At 39.3% G+C, this 16,927-nt stretch carries 18 protein-coding genes and 1 tRNA gene; 18 read left to right on the top strand and 1 reads right to left on the bottom strand.

The genetic code is table 11. The annotated features are described in order from the left end of the window. Window positions 1–374: 374 nt before the first annotated feature. Window positions 375–446 (top strand) — tRNA-Arg (locus tag FC36_RS04255). Between the two features lie 39 nt (window positions 447–485). Here the strand turns inward: FC36_RS04255 and FC36_RS04250 are convergent. After that, window positions 486–1,034, bottom strand: coding sequence for a hypothetical protein (locus FC36_RS04250; protein ID WP_023860083.1), 549 nt, complete (start codon window positions 1,032–1,034; stop codon window positions 486–488). Window positions 1,035–1,173: 139 nt separating this feature from the next. On the opposite strand from FC36_RS04250, the gene FC36_RS04245 reads away from it, so the two are divergent. The 17 genes from FC36_RS04245 (at window position 1,174) to FC36_RS12685 (ending at window position 16,860) form a co-directional block, all read left to right on the top strand. Continuing rightward, window positions 1,174–1,920: a L,D-transpeptidase gene (locus FC36_RS04245; protein WP_025020678.1), complete on the top strand. Its 747-nt coding sequence runs from the start codon at window positions 1,174–1,176 to the stop codon at window positions 1,918–1,920. A 327-nt stretch (window positions 1,921–2,247) separates the two neighbouring features. Further along, window positions 2,248–3,126 carry a GRP family sugar transporter gene (locus FC36_RS04240; protein ID WP_025021313.1) on the top strand — a complete coding sequence of 293 codons (879 nt, stop codon included), beginning with the start codon at window positions 2,248–2,250 and terminating at the stop codon, window positions 3,124–3,126. Window positions 3,127–3,225: 99 nt separating this feature from the next. Then, entirely contained in the window at window positions 3,226–3,714 is a 489-nt protein-coding gene (locus FC36_RS04235; protein WP_025021312.1) for a hypothetical protein, read from the top strand. A gap of 99 nt (window positions 3,715–3,813) precedes the next feature. Beyond that, window positions 3,814–4,371 (top strand): phenolic acid decarboxylase, encoded by a 558-nt coding sequence (locus FC36_RS04230; RefSeq protein WP_023860079.1) that lies wholly within the window; start codon window positions 3,814–3,816, stop codon window positions 4,369–4,371. A 57-nt stretch (window positions 4,372–4,428) separates the two neighbouring features. Continuing rightward, on the top strand, window positions 4,429–4,956 hold the full coding sequence (locus FC36_RS04225; RefSeq protein WP_025021311.1) for a PadR family transcriptional regulator: 528 nt from the start codon (window positions 4,429–4,431) through the stop codon (window positions 4,954–4,956). A 340-nt stretch (window positions 4,957–5,296) separates the two neighbouring features. Continuing rightward, complete coding sequence (locus FC36_RS04220) at window positions 5,297–6,346, top strand: methionine ABC transporter ATP-binding protein (RefSeq protein WP_025021310.1); 1,050 nt, start codon at window positions 5,297–5,299, stop codon at window positions 6,344–6,346. Further along, window positions 6,336–7,025, top strand: coding sequence for a methionine ABC transporter permease (locus FC36_RS04215; protein ID WP_025021309.1), 690 nt, complete (start codon window positions 6,336–6,338; stop codon window positions 7,023–7,025). Before FC36_RS04220 ends, FC36_RS04215 begins: the two co-directional genes overlap by 11 nt. Before the next feature lie 40 nt (window positions 7,026–7,065). Further along, window positions 7,066–7,884 carry a MetQ/NlpA family ABC transporter substrate-binding protein gene (locus tag FC36_RS04210; protein ID WP_023860075.1) on the top strand — a complete coding sequence of 273 codons (819 nt, stop codon included), beginning with the start codon at window positions 7,066–7,068 and terminating at the stop codon, window positions 7,882–7,884. Between the two features lie 81 nt (window positions 7,885–7,965). Then, window positions 7,966–8,751, top strand: a complete 786-nt coding sequence (locus FC36_RS04205) for a tyrosine-protein phosphatase (protein ID WP_023860074.1) — start codon at window positions 7,966–7,968, stop codon at window positions 8,749–8,751. Next, on the top strand, window positions 8,732–9,130 hold the full coding sequence (locus FC36_RS04200; protein ID WP_035188698.1) for a (deoxy)nucleoside triphosphate pyrophosphohydrolase: 399 nt from the start codon (window positions 8,732–8,734) through the stop codon (window positions 9,128–9,130). The genes FC36_RS04205 and FC36_RS04200 overlap by 20 nt, the downstream gene beginning before the upstream one ends. Next, window positions 9,120–11,954 carry a DUF3427 domain-containing protein gene (locus FC36_RS04195; protein WP_056986731.1) on the top strand — a complete coding sequence of 945 codons (2,835 nt, stop codon included), beginning with the start codon at window positions 9,120–9,122 and terminating at the stop codon, window positions 11,952–11,954. Before FC36_RS04200 ends, FC36_RS04195 begins: the two co-directional genes overlap by 11 nt. A gap of 208 nt (window positions 11,955–12,162) precedes the next feature. Then, window positions 12,163–13,650 (top strand): IMP dehydrogenase, encoded by a 1,488-nt coding sequence (guaB, locus tag FC36_RS04190; protein ID WP_056986730.1) that lies wholly within the window; start codon window positions 12,163–12,165, stop codon window positions 13,648–13,650. A 154-nt stretch (window positions 13,651–13,804) separates the two neighbouring features. Beyond that, window positions 13,805–14,116, top strand: a complete 312-nt coding sequence (locus FC36_RS12435) for a metal-sulfur cluster assembly factor (protein WP_025021307.1) — start codon at window positions 13,805–13,807, stop codon at window positions 14,114–14,116. A 3-nt stretch (window positions 14,117–14,119) separates the two neighbouring features. Continuing rightward, complete coding sequence (locus FC36_RS12430; protein ID WP_025021306.1) at window positions 14,120–14,353, top strand: DUF1858 domain-containing protein; 234 nt, start codon at window positions 14,120–14,122, stop codon at window positions 14,351–14,353. After that, entirely contained in the window at window positions 14,346–15,707 is a 1,362-nt protein-coding gene (locus FC36_RS04175) for a DUF438 domain-containing protein (RefSeq protein WP_056986729.1), read from the top strand. Before FC36_RS12430 ends, FC36_RS04175 begins: the two co-directional genes overlap by 8 nt. 350 nt (window positions 15,708–16,057) lie before the next feature. Next, complete coding sequence (locus FC36_RS04170) at window positions 16,058–16,459, top strand: LytR/AlgR family response regulator transcription factor (RefSeq protein WP_025021305.1); 402 nt, start codon at window positions 16,058–16,060, stop codon at window positions 16,457–16,459. Beyond that, window positions 16,456–16,860 (top strand): DUF3021 family protein, encoded by a 405-nt coding sequence (locus FC36_RS12685; protein ID WP_025021304.1) that lies wholly within the window; start codon window positions 16,456–16,458, stop codon window positions 16,858–16,860. The genes FC36_RS04170 and FC36_RS12685 overlap by 4 nt, the downstream gene beginning before the upstream one ends. Window positions 16,861–16,927: the final 67 nt, after the last annotated feature.

Below are 16,927 nucleotides of genomic sequence, written 5' to 3'. Positions count from 1 at the left end.
GAACCCTGGACCCACGGATTAAGAGTCCGTTGCTCTGCCAGCTGAGCTAACCACCCAAAATGTTATCGTCGCTTACCGACAAAAAATATAATACCAGTTATGGAAAAAATATGCAAGCTTTTTTAGGAAAAATCTTCAGAAAAAGTTTAAAGTGTCAAACAATGCTAACTACAAAGTAGAAATTGTTATAATTAGGTATATAAATATGGATGCAAATTTTCTGTTATTGAGGTAGAATGGTTTAGGTTTAGTTTGTGGAAAAAGTAGCTAGGTTGAATAGAACTTTGATTTAAAGCTAAAAAATAAAAATTTTGACAAGCAAGTGCTTGCATAAAAAGAGAAAATGCAATATAATATTTAAGTCGGTTGATATTGCGCCGCTAGTGTAATGGATAGCACATGAGATTCCGGTTCTCAGAATGAGGGTTCGACTCCCCCGTGGCGCATCTTAAATAAGCCTCCTGCCAGTTGGTAGGAGGCTTTTCTTATGCAATGATCAAATGTAGGTGATAGGATTTTTCTTTTTCAACAAAAGTAAGTTGGTCGTTTTCCCAAATGACATTTTTATAAGGCCCACCTTCCAGGAAAGTAGCGACTTTGAGGGGACGGTCACTATCTAAAAGGTTTTGCACCTGTAAAGTATAGTCGTCAGGCAAATATCCCAAGAGGAGCGGAATTTGATTCTGATAAAGGTATGAAACAGCAATGCGGGAGGCTTCCTCGTTTGTGGAATCTTCATCTTCCCAGAGGGTAATTTGGCCCAGATAAATATCCATCGGGTAGTGGTAAATTTCTAATTCTTCATAATCACGCAATAAGAGCAGTTGAATATTGTGGCTCAAAGCTTCATCACTATAAGTATCACCAATGTTTGTTGTTTGATCCAAGTAAGCGAGAGCTTTTTTTAAATTGTGTAGATTTAAATTAACAAGTTCCGCATCTACATACCAAGGTTCGCCATACTTGATATCTTCATAGGGGCTGATGAGTGGTTCAGGCTTTTGGTTAGGCTGCTTTGATGAATCTTGTACCATAAAAAAACCTCCTTTGATATTAGTCGATAAGAATAATTCTAGCACGTTTATCTAAAAAAGAGTATTAGTTTGCTGGATGTTTGACAGAGGGGAGAAAAATTCGTATGCTAAAGAAAGAAAAAAACGAGGAGTTACAGTTATGCAAAAAAGGAACTTTTTTTCCTGGATTGTAGCGGTAATTTTGGTTGTTGTGACCGTTTACGCTGCCATCCATGTCCACAAAGCTGAACAAGCGAATGCCATTAAAATGGAAAAACGGGCGCAAAGGGAAAAACGTCAAAAAGCGATTCAAAAGAAATTAACCACTCAGCAAAAAAAGGCCCTTCAAGATAGTCAAAATATTGATTGGAATAAGCCGTCTGAAAGTCTACCGTATCCTGACTTGAGTTTGACCAAATATCAAAATACCAAGAAACATAAACATCGCTTATGGATTGAAGTTTCACCTAAGAAACAAAGAGTTTACATCCGTTCTGGAAAGTATACTATTTACACTATGTATGCATCCATAGCTAAAAACTATGAAAACCATCAAAGTGATTACCAAAAAACGCCTGAAGGTCATGAAAAAATTGAGAAGCGACGAGGAACAGGGTATTTTGATGAAACTAAAGGTTATGGGGCAAAATATTGGACCTCTTTTAAAGGGGATGGCGTGTACCGCTTTGAATCGGTACCTTTTAACAAGGATGGTAAGGTCATAACTAAGCAAGCCAAAATGTTAGGACAAAAGGTCACACGTAAACATAATGTGAAGGCCTACGGTTCTATTCGTTTAACGGTTTCTGATGCCAAGTGGATTATGGAAAATGTACCGGCTAAAACGAAAGTGGTCATTCATGATAAAAATAATGATGACAGTTATTTAGAGTTTTTAGATGAATAATTTAAAGGTTCCAAGGGAAAATTGGAACCTTTTTCATATGGTTTTCATAATTTGAGAGTATAATCGAAGATTAAAATTAATTAAGTTTTGCTTGATGTAAAATGTTGATTTTTTTAAAAAATTATCAAAAATAAAAGGGTTTACTCACTGATAAATAATGATATTTATATTAAAATAAATAACTATAATAAAATACTATTGACGCAATTAGTATAGTCTAGTAAAATTGTTATTCATGAGAAGAGAAGAATTTTAGTAAGTAAAAATGGAAAGGTTTTCATTTTTGCTTGCATTAATTATTTTAAATGCATAGAGAGGAAGTATACCGTGAGTATTTTAGTCGGATTAATTCCAGCAATTGGTTGGGGGTTAATGCCCCTATTAACTTCAAAAGCTGGTGGAAGAGAATCAAATCAAATCGTAGGGACTGGGTTAGGGGCTGTGGCAGTCGGCATTATTGCAACAGTAGTAACTCAAACACACTTATCTTTGAATTTTGCCATTTATGCCTTTATCTGTGGGGCTTTATGGACAATTGGTCAAATCGGACAATTTGTTTCTTTTAACCGCATTGGTTTAACCGTAACCGCACCTTTGTCATCAGCCTTACAATTAGTCGGGAACTCTATCTTAGGGGTTTTGTTCTTTAGTCAATGGCAAGGGCCAAAGCACTTAATGATTGGTTTTGGAGCTTTGCTTTTAGTGGTTATTGGGGTAGTTTTAACTTCAAAAGTTGATCCGAATAAGTTAGGCGCCCAAAAAGGTAATGCCGTGACAGTCAAGGACTTTATGTTCTTGTTAGCTACAACAATTGGGTACTGGATTTATTCTTCTTTCCCAAGTATGCCAATGGTTCAAGGGGCAAGCTCCACAGAATTATTCTTGCCCGAAGTTTTAGGGATTTTATTTGGGGGCTTGGTTTATTCAATCTTTACCAAAAATGCAGGCGTTTTAACTCAAAAGGAAACTTGGAAGAGTGCTTTAGGAGGTTTAGCCTGGGGGGTAGCTGGTTTAGCCTACATCTTCTCCGGACAAATGAACGGGACTAACATGGCTTTCATTTTAACACAACTAAGTGTTTTAATTTCAACTCTTGGTGGGATTGTGGTCATGCACGAAACAAAGACTCGTTATGAATTACGCTACACTTTAATCGGGTTAGCGCTATTGGTTATTGGTTCAATCTTAACCTCATTTGCAAATTAACTTTTAAAGAACAGTCAACGGGGCTGTTCTTTTTCTTTTAGCTGACGATATAGCATGTTAGAATAATATCTAGAATAAAAACGTGAAAGGGGTACAAAAATGGAAATTACTGTGGCAGATTTTATTGAAAAAGTAGCGAATGAAGCATACCAAACAGAACTACAATTGGTTTCCGCTACTGAAGTACAAGGTACTAAGCTGGAAAAACACTTGTATGAGATGGTGAGTTTATTTGGGCAATTAATGGAAGAAGGTCAACTTGCCCAAGTTACTTGTCGGGCTGAAAACGCAGGTCAAGTGACGGAATATAGCTTAGAAAGTGGGATTATCAATCTACCTTTTGCAGATATCAAAAAAGTAGACAACTTTTTTGATGATTTAGAAACAACTGTGGAGGTTAAGGTTAACTTGATTGTGAAGGATGAAAATCTGAATGCCTCCAAATTCCGAATTGATAGTCTGTTGACCGTAGCCGAACTTTTGGCAGATCCCAGTCAAGGCTTACAGGTAATTAGTGATCGGGCGCTGGCTTTGAGTCAAGTTATTCAAAACAATTTAGAAGTGGCTGAAGTTACCGCAGAAGTTTAAACTTTAGCGTCTGTAAGGACGCTTTTTCTTTTTCTTGACTTTATGTCGATATAGTCATAAAATTTTTATGTAAATAACGACATAAAATAGGAGGGAATCATGGCAAATCTAAATCGCTTAGGAATAAAAGTTTTTAAAACTTTAGAGGACTTTGTGGGGACCCACTTTGTTTACACTTACGATAATGGTTGGGAGTACGAATGGTATTGTAAGAATGATCATACTGTAGACTATCGCATTCACGGTGGGATGGTGAAAGGTCGTTGGGTTAAAGACCAAGAAGCACACATTACTATGATTACGGAAGGGGTCTATAAGATTGCCTGGACTGAACCTACCGGCACCGATGTGGCTTTGGACTTTGTTCCCAATGAAAAGAAACTTAACGGGACGATTTTCTTTCCTCGTTGGGTCAAAGAACATCCTGAAATCACGGTTTGTTTCCAAAATGATCACATTGATTTGATGAAAGAATCACGAGAAAAGTACCCAACTTACCCTAAGATGGTGGTGCCTGAATTTGCATCCATCACTTACATGGGGGACGCGGGTGTAAATAATGAAGAAGTCATCGCCCAAGCGCCATATGATGGCATGACTGCCGACATTCGTGAAGGGCGTTTCTATGACGAAAACTACTGTCAATTAAAGAAATAATTTTGAAAAATCTCGACCGAGCTAGTAAAATTAGCAATGAAGGTGGGGATTTTTATTATGCCAAAGAAAAGAACGTTACCCTATATTATCCTAGGAATTTTAGCCCAAAAAGATGAACAAACTGGCCGTCAAATTACCTTGCAGTTTCAAAATGAAATTGGCGAATTTTGGAAAGCGGCTCATAGTCAAATTTATCCAGAATTAAAAAAAATGGTGGCTGATGACTGGATTGAAAAGCAAACTCATGCCGGAAATGATAAGGAAATTTATTATCGTTTGACGCCTAAAGGACAAGCAGAACTCTCAGCTTGGATTACCCAACCAATTGATGAACTTCCCGTGAGTCAGGATATTTTTTCCCTGAAGTTGTTCTTCATCCAAGAAGCTACCGATCCACGGATTAAAACTATGATAGCTGAGGAAAGAGCGCTCCTTAAAAAGCAATTGGCACATCTGAAAGAGCGGGAACACCTCTTATTTGATGGGCATGTTAACCAAGGCAGTTATGGTCACTATTTGATTTTAAAGCGAGCTATCGCACGGTTAAAAAGTCAGTTGGTCTGGTTAGATACGGTTGAAAATTAAAAAATCAAAATGGTTGACAAAGCGAATTTTAATCTGTATATTAAACGTAAGCTATTTGAATATAAGAAAAAACGTTGAAGAGAAGAGTAGTTTTTGAATCGTGCGACAGAGAATCCCGGAAGCTGAAAAGGGTGTACGTGCAGGAAATGAAGATGAGCTCGGAGTTTGATTAGGGGTGCAAGCTCCTAATCCGTTGAGATGCGATATAATTGACGACTTGAAAATGAGTTAGTAAGGTCTTTTGGTGTGAACCAGAAGATAAATAAAGGTGGTACCACGGTCTGCGTCCTTTAGGGATGGAGGCCTTTTTTGTTGCCAAAAATTAGAAAGGGAGAAAACCATGATTGAGTTAAAAAATATTAACAAAACCTTTGAAACTGCCGATGGTCCGGTCCATGCGGTTAATGATGTTAACTTAACCATTCAAGATGGGGATGTGTACGGCATTGTTGGTTTCTCTGGTGCCGGGAAGAGTACCCTGGTTCGGATGTTAAATGGGTTAGAAAAGCCCACGAGTGGGCAAGTGATTATTAATGGGACTCAAATTAATACTTTGGGTGGTGTAGCCTTACGTCAAGAAAGAAAGAAGATTGGGATGATTTTCCAACACTTCAACTTACTGTGGTCGCGAACAGTTTTAGAAAACATCATGTTCCCACTGGAATTAGATAAGCAGTTATCTAAGCATGAACGCGAAGAAAAGGCCAAGCATTTGGCTGATTTAGTTGGTTTGGGAGACCGCATTCACGCTTACCCTTCCCAATTGTCTGGGGGACAAAAGCAAAGAGTCGGGATTGCCCGAGCCTTGGCGAATGATCCGGATATCTTGATTTCTGATGAAGCAACTTCCGCGCTAGATCCGCAAACCACGGATGAAGTTTTGGATGTCTTGGAAAGTATCAATCGCCAAATGGACTTGACGATTGTGATTATTACTCATGAAATGCACGTTATTCGGCGTTTAGCTGATAAGGTGGCAGTTATGGAAGCTGGGCGGGTAATCGAAGAAGGACCTGTTTCTCAAGTCTTTACCCACCCACAAGAAGAATTGACTAAACGTTTCGTGAATGCAGAGATTGACACCAGTCAAGAACCAGATATTAAGGAAGTTACTAAACAACTCTTAGCTAAGTACCCTCACGGGCGCTTGGTGAGGTTACACTTCCATGGTGATCAAGTGCAAATGCCAGTCTTAAGTGAAGCCATTCGCCAATTCCCTGATTTGGAATTTTCAATTTTAGAAGGTTCCATTCACCAAATGGCAGATAAGGCAGCGACGATGGGAAGTTTGTTCATCCAATTGGTCGGCGACCAAGCCCAAATTGAGGAATGTTTAAATTTCTTTGCCCAAGTTCGGGTGGAAACAGAGGTGATTACAAGTGAACAATAGTACAGGTTTTTTATCATATTTTCAATTTCAAAATGTTAACTGGCCCAACTTGTGGGCTGCAGCCTGGGAAACGGTTTGGGTAACCGTGGTTTCAAGTGCCATTGTGGCTGTCTTAGGTCTGTTACTTGGGCTCCTATTATTTGAAACTCGCAATAGCCAATCACCATTAGTCAAAGCTTTGAACTGGATTGTCGGCGTCATTGTCAATGTTTTTCGGTCGATTCCTTTCATTATTTTGATTGTGCTCTTACTGAATTTCACCAATGTGATTGTGGGAACAATCACTGGTCCAGTGGCGGCTATTCCTTCCTTGGTCTTCTCGGCTGCTCCATTTTATGCGCGGATGGTGGAAATTGCTTTCCGTGAAGTAGATGAAGGGGTTTTAGAGGCTGCTAATGCCATGGGAGCCAGTCGCTGGCAAGTAATCTACAAGGTCTTAGTACCAGAAAGTATGCCAGCCTTGGTTTCTGGGATTACGGTTACAACCATTTCCTTGATTGGTTATACAGCCATGGCTGGGGCTATTGGGGCCGGCGGTTTAGGACAATTAGCTTACACCGACGGTTTCCAATCTTACAATAATGCCATTACCATGGCAGCGACGGTGGCAATTGTCATCATTGTGATGGTTTTCCAATTCATTGGTGACCGAATTGTTAAATCTATTGATAAACGTTAACTAAATTAAAATTCAAAAGAAAGTATATGGGGTGTTTAATATGAAAAAATTTAAGTTATTAAGTCTTTTAACTGGGGTAGCTACGGCTGCTGCTTTGCTTGTCGGCGGAGTCCAAAATGCCAAAGCTGATACGACAATTACTGTTGGGGCTTCCGCTAACCCTCATGCCATCATCTTAAAACATGTGCAAAAGCAATTGAAAGATGAAGGGGTTAACTTGAAGGTTAAGGTCTACAACGACTATGTTTTACCTAACAAAGCTTTGGCTAACGGTGATATTGATGCCAACTACTTCCAACACAAACCATTTTTAGACAACTGGAACAAGCACAACAATGGTTCTTTGATTTCAGTGGGGAACGTGCATTTGGAACCAATTGCTGTTTATTCCAAGGATTATAAGTCTTTGAAGGACTTGCCAAAGGGTGCCAAAGTGGATGTTTCTAGTAACACTGCTGATTATGGTCGGGTTTTACAAATTTTTAAGGATGCTGGTTTGATTACCTTGAAGAAGGGAACTAAACTTTCTTCCGCAACTTTTGACGACATCAAGACTAACAAGAAGAACTTGAAGTTTGTACACACTTTTGAAGCAAAGTTAATGCCTACACTTTACAAGAAGAACGATGCAGCCGCTACTGTTATCAATGCCAACTACGCAGTGCAAGCTGGTTTAAACCCAAAGGATGACTCTATTGCTCGTGAAAGCAGCTCTTCAGACTACGCTAACTTCATTGCTGTTCAAAAGAAAGATAAGAACAACCCTGCTATTAAGAAGTTAGTGAAGGCTTTACAATCTAAGGAAACACAAAGTTGGATTGAAAAGAAGTTCGACGGTGCCGTGTTACCTGCTAAATAAGTAAAAATCTAAGAAAGTCCGGACTCCCGGGCTTTTTTGCGTTACAATGAAAAGAGAATATGTTTTGGGAGATGTAAATAGATGGTCAAGCTATTAGATTTTGAAAATGTCCTCAACTTTCGTGATTTGGGAGGTTATCATACTGCTAAGAAAGCTCGGGTCAAATTCGGTCAAGTATATCGAGCGGGCAGTCTCGCGCATCTAACTGCTTCGGAACAAGCTGATTTGGTAGCTTTGGGAATTCAGGCCGTCATGGACTTCCGGGATTACAGTGAAACTGAGGTTTATCCTGATAACTTGCCGGAAGGGCTGACCTACTATAATTTGCGTGTCTATCCTTTCCGTCGCCATCTTTGGCAAAATTTAGGCCCATTAACTTATCTGAAAATTAGGGCTTGGAAATTGACCTATCAAGAAAAGGTCTACCTGCAAATGGTGTTTGATCCCCATGCTCAAAAAGCTTACCGTAAGTTTTTTCAAATTCTTCTCAAAACACAAGCGCCGCTAATTTTTCACTGTACAGCTGGTAAGGATCGTACGGGTTTAGCTGCATTTTATCTTTTATCAGTTTTAGGAATTCAGGAAGAAGAGGTTAATCAGGATTACTTATTGACCAATTTAGTTTATGCAGCTTATAATGACCAAGATTTAACTCAGCTATTAAGTCAAGGGACAACGGCAAGTCTCGCTCAACGCCTTAATCAAGATTATCACCTGGCTTTAGAAAATCTACAGGTGGTACGACAAGTTTGTCAAATGAAATATGGGACGGTTGTAAATTTTGTAACTCAAGTTTTGGGGGTTAGTCTGCAAGATATTGAAGCATTGAAAGGATGGCTATTAGAAAATGACAAATACACAAATTAGGGCTGTTGCGGCTGTGATTGGTGACGGTCAGGGTCGTTATCTCATGGGACGACGCAAAACTGACCGCATTGCTGGAGGAAAGTGGGAATTCCCCGGGGGAAAAGTTGAAGCTGGTGAAAGCCTTCGAGAAGCTCTCAAACGTGAAATTTGGGAAGAATTAGGTGACCAGGTGGAAATTGGCAATTTAGTATGCTCAACCATTAATCATGATTATCCCTGGGGGCAAGTTACGATAAGTTTCTTTGCAGCAAGTTTAAGCAGTCATCATCTCAAGCAAGTGGCGGCTAGTGAATTTATTTGGGATACCCCAGAAAAATTATTGCAGCTAGATGTTTTACCGGCCTCACGGTCAGTTTTGGAGGAATTAAATGGAGGATAAGTTTCAAGCCGCTATCTTAGCGGGACTCATCGATGGTCAGCACCATCAAATGGAAAGTAAGTTTAGTCCAGAACTTTTGGTTAATGATGGTCCCGAAAGTATCTGGGATAGTCTTAAGGAAGAATTATTGACCTGTCAGAGTTTTGAATGGGTGGTGGCTTTTTGGTCACCATCCATGTTGACTGCCCTTAAGGTTCTTCTTGCTGATTTAGCGGTTCAAGGAGTGCACGGACGGATTTTAACCGGAGCTTATTTAAACTTCAATCAACCCGCAGTTTTCCGGGAATTATTGAAGTTACCCCAAGTGGAAGTACGTTTAAGTGCTAGTCCGGCTTTTCACAGTAAAGGTTATCTTTTTACTCACGCCGGTTATCAAACTGCTATTGTAGGCAGTGCTAATTTTACCCGTAATGCCCTCCTCAAGAATACAGAATGGGCGCTTAAAGTCGCTAGTCAAACGCAAGGGGATTTAACTCAGCGTTTACAAAAACAGTTCCAAGCGGAATGGGACCAAGCCCAAGTTCTTACGCCAGATTGGATCGACTATTACGCCCAAGGTTATCAAGCTCCAAGTCCGCAAGTCACAAATGTAAGTCCAAGTCAATTGGCACCTAATGCTATGCAAAAAGTGGCTTTGACCAACTTAGCTGACCTGCGTCAGCAAGGGCAAAATAAGGGCTTGGTGATTTCTGCTACCGGGACGGGGAAGACTTATTTGGCGGCTTTTGATGTTCAAAAATATCGCCCTCGGCGTTTTCTATTTGTGGTGCATCGTCAACAAATTGCCCAAAAGGCCCTGGAAAGCTTCAAAAAAGTTTTAGGGGGATCTCAACAAGATTATGGGATTTTGAGTGGGGACCGACATGATTACGAGGCTAAGTACCTCTTTGCTACGGTTCAAACCCTTAGTCAGCCGGAAGTTTTGGCCAGTTTTGAACCTACAGATTTTGATTATATGTTAATTGATGAAGCTCACCGCAGTGCGGCGCCGTCTTATTTACGGGTATTAAATTATTTCCAACCGAACTTTCTTTTGGGAATGACGGCTACGCCCGAACGTAGTGATGCTCAAAATATTTTTCAACTTTATGACTATAACGTGGCTTATGAAATTCGCCTGCAAGATGCTTTACAAGCTGAAATGCTCTGTCCTTTTGACTATGTTGGAATCCCAGATTATGAGCCGGAAGGTCAAGCTATCACCGAAAAAACCAGCCTCAAGCAACTTCAAAGTCATCAGCGGGTAGATTATCTTGTAGAACAATTGGCCTATTATGGTCAAAGTGAGGTATTACCCAAAGGTTTAATTTTTGTAAGTCGCAAAGAAGAAGCTCAAAAATTAGCTCAGGAACTTACGCAACGTGGGCTATTCAGTCAAGCTTTGACGAATGAAGATAGCCACCAAACCCGCCAAGATGCGGTTGCCAAATTAGAAGCTGGTCAATTGCAATACCTTTTAACGGTGGATATTTTTAATGAGGGGATAGATATTCCGGCTGTTAACCAAGTTATTTTCATGCGTAATACGGAGTCTAGCATTATCTTTACCCAGCAATTAGGGCGTGGTTTGCGCAAGTATCCAGGTAAGCAGAGCGTTTTAGTTTTAGATTTGATTGGTAATTATCAAAACAATTATCTAATTGCCCTAGCTTTGTCAGGTAATCGCAGTGGTCGTAATGACCAAGTCCTTCGTGAAATGACAACACTTAATCACCTAGATTTAACAACTATTAATTTAAGCCGTGTAGCTCAGGAACGGATTTTTGCATCTTTAGAAAAAGTACGTTTAGACAATTTGTCCAGTATAAAGGAAGCTTATCACAACTTAGAAAATAAATTAGGGCAAACACCTAAGCTCTATGACTTCTATCAATTTGGTGACCTGAGCCCTGCGGTCTTTGCGAGGAACAATGGAGTTGGTAATTATACTCAATTCCGTCAAAAAATGGGGCAAAAAACAGCGTTAACCGCCTACCAGGATCAAGTTTTAACCTTTGTTACTAAGGAACTCCTAGAAGGTTTACGCATTCAGGAACTAATTTTACTTTCAGCTTTGATGGATCAAGAGGAAATTTTAGAAGACCATTATCTAGAATTACTTGATCAAGCAGGAGCTTACTACAATGCTGAACTTTTAGCCAGTGTTGATCAAATTTTAAGTTTGGATTTCTTTGCTATTAAAGCGGGAAAGCAACTTAAGTCGGATCAATATGGTCAAGTACCTTTAATCGAACATCAAGGCTTTACCTATCGCCTCGGGGCTAAGTTAGCCCGAGCGCTAGAAGATACGAATTTTAAGGCTGATTTTGAAGATGTTCTCAAGACCGGAATAGCCTTAGGGCAAAAAATGGACCAGCAGCGACAGTTCACCCCTATGCAACAATATACAAGAAAGGACGTTTGTCGGCTCTTAAACTGGCCTAAAGATGTTTCCGCGCCTCTTTATGGTTACCGGGTAACTGAGGAAGTTTGTCCAATTTTTGTGACTTATGACCGTCAGAATTACGCTAACCAAATTGAGGCTAATCGCTACTTAACTTGGTTTACTCGTAGTCCGCGTCACTTAAATTCTCCAGAAGTACAGTTGTTATTAAAAGGGGTTAAAGAGGGTCAACCTCAGGTACGTATTGAGGTCTTTATGAAGCGTAGCGATGCCACTGGCAAGGGTTTTTATTACTTAGGCTCAGCTCAAATTGTAGCGGACAGTGTTCAGGAAGAAAAGGTACCTACCAAGAATGGTCGTACTAAGTCGCATGTGAAGATGTTGCTGGAGTTGCACCGACCATTGAATCATCATGAAGCCAAACTTTTGACGGGAGAGTAATTCGTTTTTCATCTCTCCTAAAGCGACAAGATAGCAAATCGTTCGGAAAGTAATCGTTAATTATGGATGAGAGAAAAATAAAATTTGGAAAAATGCCTAAAAAAGACTTGAAATTTTGATGGAACTTGTGTAAATTAGATAACAATATAAATTTAAGTCTCTGGTAGTAAAAGCTACCCCAAAAAAAGTCAAAGGAGAGTAAAAAATAATGTCTAATTGGGATACGAAGTTTGCGAAAAAGGGTTTAACGTTTGATGATGTGTTGTTAATTCCTGCCGAAAGTAATGTCTTACCTAATGAGGTGGACTTAGGTGTGCAATTAGCCAAAAACATCAAGTTAAATATTCCTGTCATCAGTGCTGGGATGGATACGGTGACGGAATCGGCCATGGCGATTGCCATGGCGCGCCAAGGTGGTCTCGGGGTGATTCACAAAAATATGACCATCGAACGCCAAGCTGACGAGGTTCGCAAGGTAAAGCGTTCTGAAAGCGGAGTTATCATTGATCCTTTCTTTTTAACTCCAGAACATAAGATTTATGACGCGGAAGCCTTGATGAAGAAATATCGGATTAGCGGGGTTCCTATTGTTGAAACCATGGCTGGTCGCAAATTTGTAGGCATTATTACAAACCGTGATTTACGTTTTGTCCAAGACTCTAACCTAGAAATTGGCCAAGTGATGACTAAAGAAAATCTCGTGACTGCTCCTGAAGGAACATCCTTAAAAGAAGCGGAAGCAATTTTACGTGATAATAAAATTGAAAAATTACCAATGGTTGATCGTGAAGGACGTTTGACAGGTTTGGTAACTATCAAGGATATTGAAAAAGTGGTTGAATTCCCTAATGCGGCTAAAGACCAACATGGGCGCCTTTTAGTGGCAGCGGCTGTCGGGGTAACTTCTGATACCTTTGAACGGGCGAGCGCTTTATTAGAAGCGGGAGCTGATGCCTTAGTGATTGACACCGCCCACGGTCACTCTGCGGGGGTAATTCGCAAGATTAAAGAAATTCGCCAAACTTATCCAGAGGCAACTTTGATTGCTGGTAATGTGGCCACAGCAGAAGCAACACGTGCACTTTATGAAGTTGGGGTTGATGTTGTAAAAGTTGGTATTGGACCTGGGTCAATTTGTACCACTCGTGTAGTTGCTGGGGTTGGGGTACCACAAATTACCGCTATCTATGATGCGGCTGCAGTTGCCCGTGAATATGGTCGTGCCATCATTGCTGATGGAGGGATTAAATATTCCGGTGATATTGTTAAAGCGATTGCTGCTGGGGGCTTTGCTGTGATGCTAGGTTCCATGTTAGCCGGGACTGATGAAGCACCAGGGGAAACTGAAATTTTCCAAGGTCGGCGTTTCAAGACATACCGGGGGATGGGTTCCATGGGAGCTATGGACTCTACGCACGGTTCTTCTGATCGTTACTTCCAAAGTGGAGTTAACGAGGCGAATAAGTTAGTACCAGAAGGAATTGAAGGTCGGGTCGCTTACAAGGGTAAAACAGCCGATGTTGTTTACCAAATGATTGGTGGTTTACGTTCTGGAATGGGTTACTGTGGGGCAGCAACCTTAGCAGATTTACGTGAAAATGCTCAATTTGTACAAATTACTGGGGCTGGTTTAGTTGAATCTCACCCACACGATGTGCAAATTACTAATGAAGCACCAAACTATTCTGTACACTAACAATAATAAATTAATTTAAATCCTGCTCTTTCGGAGCAGGATTTATTTGCGTTAAGAACTATCAACTTGTAAAATAAGATTGCAGATATAAAATATTAAAAGTTATAACTAAAACGACATAAAATTCAAAAAAGCTAAGCAAGCAGGTGAAAAAATGGACCAAGAAAAACTGGTAAATGATATTTTAACTGCCCTAGGTCGAGTAATTGATCCTGAGTTGGGAATTGATATTTTAAATCTTGGGTTGATTTATGATGTGGAGGTTAATGAGCATACGGCATTAGTGAAAATGACTCTAACCACGATGGGGTGTCCTCTGAGTGATATCTTAGAGGCTAATATCAAAAAAGAAATAACTCAAATTGAAGGTATTGATGATTGCCAAGTGAAAATTGTTTGGTATCCGGTTTGGACAGCAGATAAGATTAGTGAGGCAGGTAAGCGGGCACTGGGACTTGTGAGGTAGATAATGGAAAAAGTAGTAGATTTTGAATGTCCGATTTATGAAATGGCCAAGGATAATCCAGAATTTATTCAAATTATGTATGACCTTGGCTTTACGAAAATTAAAATTCCGGGAATGTTAACTTCAGTAGGAAGAATTGTTAACTTAAAAAAAGGTTCGCGTGCGATGGGAATCGATTTACAGGAAATTAAGGCGAAATTTGAAGTACATGGATATGAGGTGAAAAATTTTGACTAAGAAAGATGAAAGTGTTTATCGTCAAGAAAAGATTGTTGAGATTTTAAACTTTATTCATCAAGGCGGTGATTTTGAAACCGCTAAGACGATGTTTAATGAAACATTTGAACACGTTGATGTCGCTGAAATTACAATGGCTGAACGCCAACTCATTGCTAATGGTCTTGATCCACAAGAAATTCAAAATCTCTGTAATGTTCATGCTGCGGTTTTTAAAGGGGCGATTTCTAATGATTCCCAAACGCCTGCTTTTGAAAAGCCAGGCCACCCAGTGGCGACTATGAAGTTGGAAAATATGGTAATTACTTCTTTAATTGAGGATGAACTTTTACCTGTTTTAAAAAAGTGGCAACAAGACGGTCAAAACCCGACCTATCTTGAGCGGATGCGTCAAGCTCTAAAAGACTTAGCAACCATTGACTATCATTATAACCGTAAAGAAAATACACTTTTTCCTCTGATGGATAAGTACGGTATTACTGCTCCGCCACAAGTTATGTGGGGGGTAGATGATAAAATACGTGACCTAATTAAGCGGGCTAATAGTTTAGTTAATCAGGAACCGCTACCGGACAAGTATGAAATTGAAGCTGCAGTAGAGGAAGCCTGTAAAGAAGTTACGGAAATGATTTTTAAAGAAGAAGCAATTATGATTCCGATGTTGGATGAAGTTGCTAAGGCTTCCGATTGGAAACTAGTACGTCAAGATGAAGAAGAAATGCGCTATACTTTAATTTCGAAACCAATCATGTGGCGTCCCACAACAGAAGAACTCGCGCAAGATGCCAATAAGGAGCCTTCAGAAATTGCCCAACAACTTAATGAAATGGCCAAGAATTTAGCGCGTCAAGAAGAACTTGATGAAGGCTTAGAAGAAGAGCGAGTTAATTCAGATGGCTCAGAAAAAAGTAGCCCCCAAACACAAGTAGTAATTCCAGGACTTAAGAATGCGGAAATTAGTTTTCCTTCGGGGAAACTGTCATTAACGGAATTAACGGCAGTTTTAAAAGCACTTCCGCTTGAGTTGACTTTTGTTGATAAAAATGATCGGGTAAAATATTTTACGGGGAATCCTAACCCACTTTTTCCAAGAACAAGGAGTGTTTTAGGGAGAAAGGTCTTTAATTGTCACCCACCTCGGGCTTTACCATATGTTAAGAAAATTTTTGCTGATTTTCATGCTGGTAAAGAAACTAAGGTTACACGTTGGTTTAATCTTCATGATAGTGTCTTTGTTTACATTCAATACTTAGCATTACATGATGAAGCGGGAAATTATTTAGGATGTCTTGAAACCGTGCAAGATATTACTGATTTAAGAAAATTAACTGGTGAACGACGTCGGGTTGAATAATAAAAAGTAATCCGTTGAATCTGAAGAAAGTCAGATTTAGCGGATTTTTTGTAGCAATCAAATTATTTTCAAACCGCTTGCCCTTAAATAAAAGCCGTTTATCGCAAAAAGGTGGGAATTTTGTTGGAGAAAAATTAGAATCAAATTGAGGAGGGAGATAACACTTATTAAAGTAAGTAAACTAGTCAAAGATTTAGACAGCAAGTTGTCGTAAATACGGTTAACGGAATGATTTCTTTAGGGAAAATAACGTAAATTAGAGTATATTTTTAATTGTGATAATGTAAGGTAAGTTTAGAGAAGGTGGTTGATTATACGTGATGAAAATAAGGTTTAAAAAGGTTTCTGGGATGAAAATTGGTGATATTTTTGTTGAAATTTCAGCTCGGGAATACAATCAACAAGTACAAAAATTAGAAGTAAAACTCCAAGAGCCGAATGATATAAATATTAAGGTGGATGGTCGTGTGGTTAAAATTCTCTTGAAAGAGTTAGAATCAGTGGAGGTTTTAGGTGATTATTTAAAACTTTATCCCCAAGGATTATTATTTCGCGGGACGTTGAGTCAATTTTTAACAAGGTTACCTTTAAATTTTATACAGGTTTCCCGAAGTACGGTGATTAATTTAAATTTTTTACAAAAAGTAGAACCAGCATTATCGGGAAATAAAATTGCTAAATTGTATTCAGGACAACCGGTGTCTATTAGCCGTAGATATTGGAAAGATGTTCGAGAAAGGATTTTACAATGAAATTTGTTAGTAATATGATACAAAGTATGATTATCGGAATGGGGTTTTCTTGCACCGCTTGTTTAGTTTGTTTTAGTTTATACGGTCTAACATTGCGGCCTGCACATATGTTTTTTGCGCTTTCTTTTGGTATATTTTGTGGAATTATCTCTAGTAGTTTAGAATTTCGTAGTTACTATATCCTAGTGCCAGTTCACTATATCTTAATTTTGGTAGCGTTTGTTTTGTTTTGTCGCTTATTTAAAATGAATTTTGAATTTAATTGGTTTGTATTTGTAGTTATGTATACAATAATTTATCTAATTTGCTGGGGAATTTTATATAGCTATGACTGGTTAGAAGTGCGTAAGGTTAACCATCGTCTTTCGCAAATGAAAAATAATAATTCAAATAAACATTAAAATTTTTATCGCAGGGGCAAGAAGACTCCCGAACTTTGTTCGGGTGATGAATTGCCCCATATTTAGA

This window comes from Ligilactobacillus equi DSM 15833 = JCM 10991, from assembly GCF_001435735.1.
In the GTDB taxonomy this organism is placed as follows: domain Bacteria; phylum Bacillota; class Bacilli; order Lactobacillales; family Lactobacillaceae; genus Ligilactobacillus; species Ligilactobacillus equi.
This window is presented reverse-complemented; position numbering and strand designations above follow the sequence as displayed.

Bases quoted from the DNA above. Each gene is read 5' to 3' on its own strand.
- FC36_RS12685 (WP_025021304.1), top strand. From the start codon at position 16,456: ATGAAATTTGTTAGTAATATGATACAAAGTATGATTATCGGAATGGGG.
- FC36_RS04200 (WP_035188698.1), top strand. From the start codon at position 8,732: ATGACAAATACACAAATTAGGGCTGTTGCGGCTGTGATTGGTGACGGT.
- FC36_RS04195 (WP_056986731.1), top strand. From the start codon at position 9,120: ATGGAGGATAAGTTTCAAGCCGCTATCTTAGCGGGACTCATCGATGGT.
- FC36_RS04250 (WP_023860083.1), bottom strand. From the start codon at position 1,034: ATGGTACAAGATTCATCAAAGCAGCCTAACCAAAAGCCTGAACCACTC.
- FC36_RS04225 (WP_025021311.1), top strand. From the start codon at position 4,429: ATGCCAAAGAAAAGAACGTTACCCTATATTATCCTAGGAATTTTAGCC.
- FC36_RS04230 (WP_023860079.1), top strand. From the start codon at position 3,814: ATGGCAAATCTAAATCGCTTAGGAATAAAAGTTTTTAAAACTTTAGAG.
- FC36_RS04235 (WP_025021312.1), top strand. From the start codon at position 3,226: ATGGAAATTACTGTGGCAGATTTTATTGAAAAAGTAGCGAATGAAGCA.
- guaB (WP_056986730.1), top strand. From the start codon at position 12,163: ATGTCTAATTGGGATACGAAGTTTGCGAAAAAGGGTTTAACGTTTGAT.
- FC36_RS12430 (WP_025021306.1), top strand. From the start codon at position 14,120: ATGGAAAAAGTAGTAGATTTTGAATGTCCGATTTATGAAATGGCCAAG.
- FC36_RS04205 (WP_023860074.1), top strand. From the start codon at position 7,966: ATGGTCAAGCTATTAGATTTTGAAAATGTCCTCAACTTTCGTGATTTG.
- FC36_RS12435 (WP_025021307.1), top strand. From the start codon at position 13,805: ATGGACCAAGAAAAACTGGTAAATGATATTTTAACTGCCCTAGGTCGA.
- FC36_RS04210 (WP_023860075.1), top strand. From the start codon at position 7,066: ATGAAAAAATTTAAGTTATTAAGTCTTTTAACTGGGGTAGCTACGGCT.
- FC36_RS04245 (WP_025020678.1), top strand. From the start codon at position 1,174: ATGCAAAAAAGGAACTTTTTTTCCTGGATTGTAGCGGTAATTTTGGTT.
- FC36_RS04170 (WP_025021305.1), top strand. From the start codon at position 16,058: ATGAAAATTGGTGATATTTTTGTTGAAATTTCAGCTCGGGAATACAAT.
- FC36_RS04220 (WP_025021310.1), top strand. From the start codon at position 5,297: ATGATTGAGTTAAAAAATATTAACAAAACCTTTGAAACTGCCGATGGT.